A 6,336-nucleotide genomic window follows, 5' to 3' on the forward strand; every position below is an offset into this window, starting at 1 on the left:
CGGAAAAGCTGCTTTCTCAATCGATGTCATGGAGCTTCATTTATGCGTACTGGCTATTTCTACTCTCTGGTTTTTGCCCTGCTCACCAGCGCCTCTATTGCGGCCATTGCTGCGCCGACAGCGGCGCCGGAGGCTGCCAAGGCACCCTTGATGCTGGACGTTGCCGCCAAGGCTCAAACCGGTAAGGTCGATCTCAATGGGGCTGATGCGCCGACTCTGCAGCGCGAGTTGTCCGGGATTGGTGAAGCGAAGGCCAAGGCGATTGTTGCTTATCGTGAGAGTAATGGTCCGTTTTCGTCCGTCGACGAATTGCTGGAAGTGAAGGGGATCGGCAAAGCCATTCTGGACAAGAATCGCGAGAAGCTGGAAGTGAACTAAGCTTGTAAGTCCACACCAAGAGGCCGGTCATTGACCGGCCTTTTTGCATATTGCCGCAGAGGGTGATCTGACGCCTTTCATCGGAGGAGAAAAAATTACGACTATCATATAGCGCTTAAATTATGCCTATAATAAATTCGTCATTCGCTGAAGCGCTCTGACATTCAGGCGCTTCGCCTTCCTTAAGCATCCTCCAGGAGCATTGTCATGAATTCTGTCCAGAACCAGGGTACGGCCCTGGTCACCGGAGCTTCTTCCGGCATTGGTGCGGTTTACGCGGAGCGGTTGGCGGCGCGTGGTTTTGATTTGTTGCTGGTGGCCCGTGATCAGGAACGGCTGGAGGCCGCGGCGAGCAAGTTGCGCGCCGCGCATGGGGTTCAGGTGGAGGTGCTGAAGGCGGATCTGACGCAAAAGGATGACGTGTTGAAGCTTGAGCAGCGTCTGCGCAGCGATTCGAGTATCAGCCTATTGCTGAACAACGCCGGTGTCGCGGCGGATGGATTGCTCGCCAACGCTGATTTGGATCAGCTGGAGCGTTTGATTCAGCTGAACGTCACCACGGTCACGCGGCTGGCCTCGGCAGCGGCGGCCGGTTTTTCCAAGGCCGGTCGCGGGACAATCATCAATATTGCGTCGGTGGTGGCGTTGTTTCCTGAGCGGTTCAATGCGACGTACAGCGCGAGCAAGGCTTATGTGTTGAGCCTGACTCAATCGTTGAACGCCGAACTTGAAGGCACCGGGGTCCAGGTTCAAGCGGTGTTGCCGGGCGTAACACGCACCGAGATTTTGGAGCGCTCCGGTATCGATGCGTCCCAGATTCCGGCGGACATGATCATGGAGGCGGGGGAGATGGTCGACGCGGCGTTGTCGGGTCTGGACCAAGGTGAGTTGATCACCATTCCTTCGTTGCCGAATGCCTCCGAGTGGGAGGCCTTTATGGCGGCGCGTCATGCGATGGCGCCGAATCTGTCCAGAAGCACGGCTGCCACGCGTTACAAGTGAGGCGCCATTGAATCGGCTTGAGGTATTTGCGTTATGAGTAATCGTCGAGTGGTAGTCACGGGTATGGGCCTGGTGTCACCGTTGGGTAGTGGCGTCGAAGCGGTTTGGGCGCGTCTGTTGGCCGGGCGCTCCGGGTTGCGGGCGTTACCGGACGAGGTGGTGGCCGATCTGCCGGCCAAGGTCGGTGGCGCGGTGCAGACGCTGGCGGAAGATCCTGAGGCGGGTTTTGATCCGGATCGGGCGACGCCGCCCAAAGAGCAGAAGAAGATGGACCGCTTCATTATGTTTGCCATGGAGGCGGCGCGTCAGGCAGTGGAACAGGCGGGTTGGCAACCGCAGGACGCCAATGCCCAGGAGCGTACTGCAACTATCATCGGCTCGGGCGTGGGTGGTTTCGGTGCGATTGCCGATGCGGTGCGCACCACCGACAACCGTGGCCCGCGACGTTTGTCGCCGTTCACCATCCCTTCGTTTTTGGTCAATCTCGCCGCGGGCCATGTGTCGATCGAGCACGGTTTCAAGGGGCCTTTGGGGGCTCCGGTAACGGCGTGCGCGGCCGGGGTTCAGGCGATTGGTGATGCGGCGCGGCTGATTCGATGTGGCGAGGCGGACATTGCAGTGTGTGGCGGTGCGGAGGCGGCGATCGATCGTGTCAGTCTCGCCGGGTTCGCGGCGGCCAGGGCCTTGTCCAGCGGTTACAACGATACCCCGGAACGCTCCTCGCGGCCGTTCGACAGTGGCCGCGATGGCTTTGTGATGGGCGAGGGCTCGGGCCTTCTGGTAATCGAATCCCTGGAGCATGCCCTGGCGCGCGGCGCTCAGCCTCTGGCCGAACTGGTCGGTTACGGCACCAGCGCCGATGCCTATCACCTGACCGCGGGGCCTGAAGATGGCAGCGGTGCGTATCGGGCGATGTCGCTGGCGTTGGCTCAGGCGGGCATTTCGCCGGCACAGGTGCAACATCTCAACGCTCACGCAACCTCGACTCCGGTTGGGGATTTGGGGGAGTTGGCGGCCATCAAGTCGCTGTTCGGCTCGGACAACAAGATAGCGGTAACGTCGACCAAGTCCGCGACCGGGCATTTGCTCGGCGCCGCAGGCGGGATCGAGGCGATCTTTACGCTGTTGGCACTCCGCGATCAGGTGGTGCCGGCCACGCTCAACTTCGATAACCCGGATCCAGCCACCCAAGGCGTGGACATTGTTCATGGTCAGGCGCGGCCAATGACGATCGAGTACGCCATGTCCAACGGCTTCGGATTTGGCGGCGTGAACGCCAGCGTGTTGTTCAAATATTGGGAGGACTAGTTCACTACAGGTGATGGCACGAATAGTGATTACTTATTCGCTGACGATTGTTGAACAATCACGAGGCGTTGAGTATGAACAGCGGACTGTCCCTGGCCGACCACATCACATTGGAGTTACGCGCTGACATCATCGGCGGTCGTTTGCTGCCCGGCATGGCGCTGGTGGAAAACGATCTGGTGTCGGCTTACAACGCCTCGCGAAACACAATTCGCGAGGCGTTGCACCGTCTGGGGCAAGAAGGGTTGACCCGTTATATCCGCAACAAAGGCGTGATGGTGCGCAGGTTGGGGGCTGATGATGTGCGCGATCTGTTCAAGGTCCGTCGCACGCTGGAGTTGCAAGCCATCAGCGCCAGTCAGCCGCTGCGTGATTATCAGTCCGACCGGATGCTTGAAGCCCTGGAGGCCACCGAGCTGGCCCGGGAGCGTGAGGACTGGCGTGCCGTCGGCACCCACAGCCTAGCCTTTCACCAACACATCGTCGGATTGCTGCGCAGTCCATTGTTCGATGAGTTCTTCACCAACGTCGTCGCGCAATTGCGCCTGGTGTTTTGCACCGCTCCCGATGAATCACGTTTTCAGGCGCCCTGGCTGGCGCGAGACCGGCAGATACATGACTTGCTGGCCGACGGCGATAAGCGCGCGGCCGGCGATGCCATGAGCCTTTATCTCGACGACTCCGAACACCTCCTGTTGCAGATGCTTGCCCCTTCTTCCCATCACTGATCGAGGATTTGTGCCATGTACAAAGACTATCCGGCGGCTTATCAAGTCAGCAAAGGCTCGGCCTTGCAGGTGGACACGGATTTCTACGAGAGAGTCCGGGACAAGAAAGAGGGTCGCACGCTGATCGAGCAGTTCGAAGTGCCGATCCGCACCGGCCGTGCCTGGAATGTGCCGGCGGGGCATGTGTTCAGGGTCACGACCCCGGTCGGCCCGCAAGTCGGGGACTTCAATGTCTGGAACGCCCACGACCCGCGCGAACGCTTGTGGGCGGCGCGGACCCGGCAGTTGCAAGGGGCGCATGTCAGCACCCATGACCGGCTCTGGTCGAACCTGCCTTTCTTGCGGCCGCTGGTGACCATCACCGACGATAGCTTGGCCGGGTACGGCATCGACGAACATGGCGGGCGTTTGCACGACTTACTGGGGACGCGCTGCGATCCGTATGTGAACAAAATGCTCACGGGCGAAGACTTCCATCATCACTGCCACTCGAATTTGACTCGCGCAGTGTTGCCCTATGGCCTGACCGAGTTTGACGTGCATGATGTGCTGAACATTTTTCAGTGCACCGGCCTGAATCATGACGACATGTACTTCATGAAAGGCTGCCCGGCACAGAAGGGCGATTACCTGGAGTTCTTTGCCGAGATTGATTTGCTGTGCGCGTTGTCGACGTGTCCGGGTGGCGATCTGTCCCTGGCCATGTGGGGGCCGGATGCGCAGGATCCGCTGAGTGTGTGTCGGCCGCTGGGGGTGGAGATTTATCGGTTGGAGGATTCGTTGCTTGAAGGCTGGAGCCAGCCGGAGCGTGCGGCCTACAAAGGGCTGCATGGCTTGCACATTGCCAAGGCCGATTGGGAAAAGTAAGTGCTAAAAGCAAGAGCAAAAAGATCGCAGCCTTCGGCAGCTCCTACAGGGAAACACATATTCCGTGTAGGAGCTGCCGAAGGCTGCGATCTTTTGATCTTTTGATCTTTTGATCTTTTGATCTTTTGATCTTTTGATCTTTTGATCTTTTGATCTTTTGATCTTTTGATCTTTTGATCTTTTGATCTTTTGATCTTTTGATCTAGCGGTCCTGCGCATCCTTGGCATCCGCTTCCGCGTTGCGTTCGGCGACGCGTTTGCGTTGCTCTTCGGTCAATTCGACCTTGTTGGCAGTGTCCCGCAGCATCATCAAACCGCCAACGATCGAGCCGATGGCAACGATCAGAATCAACCAGGCATACCAGGGCATAGGGCTCTCCTTGAGGGCAGGCCGATCGGCGGGTTTCGCCGACCGATCGTGCATACCACTTTGAGCGATTAATTTTCGCAGTGGTTCCATTCTATGCCTGATATGCCGTAGACGCCGTACATCCTTGCAGGCGCGGTGTGTGAAGTCAGAGCCCGGTCAACATCGCATCCGCCGGCGCATCGGCACGCAATTGCGCGGTGAGCATGAAGTACACGAAACCCACTGCCATGAAGCCGAGGAAGATCAACCCGATCAAGGTGTTGAACCAGGCCATCGCCACCAGGCAAACCACTGCCAGCACCAGCGCAATGAACGGCACCAACGGGTAGCAAGGCGCGCGGAAAGTGCGTTCCAGGTTCGGCTCGGTTTTGCGCAGTTTGAACAGGCTGAGCATGCTCATGATGTACATCACGATCGCGCCGAATACCGCCATGGTGATCATCGCTGCCGTCAGTGTCATGCCGCCGAGGTTGATCAGGCCGTCGCTGTAGATCGCCGCGATGCCGATCACGCCACCGGCGATGATCGCCCGGTGCGGGGTCTGGAAGCGCGACAGTTTGGCCAGGGATGCCGGCAGGTAACCGGCCCGGGCGAGGGCGAAGAACTGCCGCGAGTAGCCGAGGATGATCCCGTGGAAACTCGCCACCAGACCGAACAGGCCGATCCATACCAGCATGTGCAACCAGCCGGAGCTTTCGCCGACCACGGCTTTCATGGCTTGCGGCAGCGGATCGTTGATGTTCGACAGGGTGCGCCAGTCGCCGACGCCGCCGGCAAAGAACATCACACCCATGGCCAGCAGCACCAGGGTCAGGATGCCGCTGATGTAGGCTTTGGGAATCGTGCGTTTAGGGTCCTTGGCTTCTTCGGCAGCCATGGCTGCACCTTCGATGGCCAGGAAGAACCAGATGGCAAACGGAATGGCCGCGAACATGCCGGCAATCGCTGGCGCACCGAACACATCAGAACCGGCCCAGCCGTTGAGGGCGAAATTACTGAAGCTGAACGCCGGGGCGACCACGCCCATGAACACCAGCAACTCGGCGACCGCCAATACGCAGACCACCAGTTCGAAGGTCGCGGCGAGTTTCACGCCGAGGATGTTCAGGCCCATGAACACGATGTAGGCACCGACCGCCGCGTGTTTCGGGTCGAGGGCCGGAAACTGCACGTTCAGATAGGCACCGATCGCCAGGGCAATCGCTGGTGGGGCGAAGACGAATTCAATCAGCGTCGCCAGCCCGGCGATCAATCCGCCCTTTTCGCCAAAGGCGCGGCGGCTGTAGGCAAAGGGACCGCCGGCATGGGGAATGGCGGTGGTCAGTTCGGTGAAACTGAAGATGAAGCAGGTGTACATGGTGGCGACCATGAACGAGGTCACCAGGAAGCCAAGTGTCCCGGCCACGCCCCAGCCATAACTCCAGCCGAAGTATTCACCGGAAATCACCAGCCCGACCGCGATACCCCACAGGTGGAGCGTGCCCAGCGTGGGTTTGAGTTGTGTGTTCATGCGTTGCTCCCAGAACGGTTTGGAAAAGCTCGGGAAGGGCGTGTGCAGTGGGCGTGCCATTTTGCGGATGGGCGTCGTAAAGCGCTGAAAGCTGTCGTATCGGGGATGTTCGCCGCTGGATGAGTGCTTTTTGTGCGCCAGTTGGGGGCGTTGTTGCCTGTTCTGCCGTCTTC

General features: G+C 59.3%; 7 protein-coding genes. 5 read left to right on the top strand and 2 right to left on the bottom strand.

Annotated elements, in window-relative coordinates:
* Positions 1 to 42 precede the first annotated feature (42 nt).
* From JFU11_RS11915 to JFU11_RS11935, 5 genes are all read left to right on the top strand, one after another.
* Positions 43 to 378, top strand: coding sequence for a helix-hairpin-helix domain-containing protein (locus JFU11_RS11915; RefSeq protein WP_052964079.1), 336 nt, complete (start codon positions 43 to 45; stop codon positions 376 to 378).
* 207 nt (positions 379 to 585) lie between these two features.
* Complete coding sequence (locus JFU11_RS11920; RefSeq protein WP_201060680.1) at positions 586 to 1,380, top strand: SDR family oxidoreductase; 795 nt, start codon at positions 586 to 588, stop codon at positions 1,378 to 1,380.
* A gap of 33 nt (positions 1,381 to 1,413) precedes the next feature.
* Complete coding sequence (gene fabF, locus JFU11_RS11925; protein WP_201060681.1) at positions 1,414 to 2,688, top strand: beta-ketoacyl-ACP synthase II; 1,275 nt, start codon at positions 1,414 to 1,416, stop codon at positions 2,686 to 2,688.
* Positions 2,689 to 2,762: 74 nt separating this feature from the next.
* Entirely contained in the window at positions 2,763 to 3,416 is a 654-nt protein-coding gene (locus JFU11_RS11930; RefSeq protein ID WP_123723168.1) for a GntR family transcriptional regulator, read from the top strand.
* A gap of 15 nt (positions 3,417 to 3,431) precedes the next feature.
* The gene (locus JFU11_RS11935; protein ID WP_201060682.1) at positions 3,432 to 4,283 is read left to right on the top strand and encodes a DUF1989 domain-containing protein; all 852 of its coding nucleotides are present in this window, start codon (positions 3,432 to 3,434) and stop codon (positions 4,281 to 4,283) included.
* Between the two features lie 202 nt (positions 4,284 to 4,485).
* Here JFU11_RS11935 and JFU11_RS11940 read toward each other — a convergent pair whose 3' ends face one another.
* Complete coding sequence (locus tag JFU11_RS11940) at positions 4,486 to 4,653, bottom strand: DUF2897 family protein (RefSeq protein WP_008006000.1); 168 nt, start codon at positions 4,651 to 4,653, stop codon at positions 4,486 to 4,488.
* Between the two features lie 145 nt (positions 4,654 to 4,798).
* Positions 4,799 to 6,163 (bottom strand): ethanolamine permease, encoded by a 1,365-nt coding sequence (eat, locus tag JFU11_RS11945; protein ID WP_008006002.1) that lies wholly within the window; start codon positions 6,161 to 6,163, stop codon positions 4,799 to 4,801.
* Between the last annotated feature and the right edge of the window lie 173 nt (positions 6,164 to 6,336).

Origin of the sequence: Pseudomonas sp. TH37 (genome assembly GCF_016650735.1) — a bacterium.
GTDB lineage: Bacteria > Pseudomonadota > Gammaproteobacteria > Pseudomonadales > Pseudomonadaceae > Aquipseudomonas > Aquipseudomonas farris.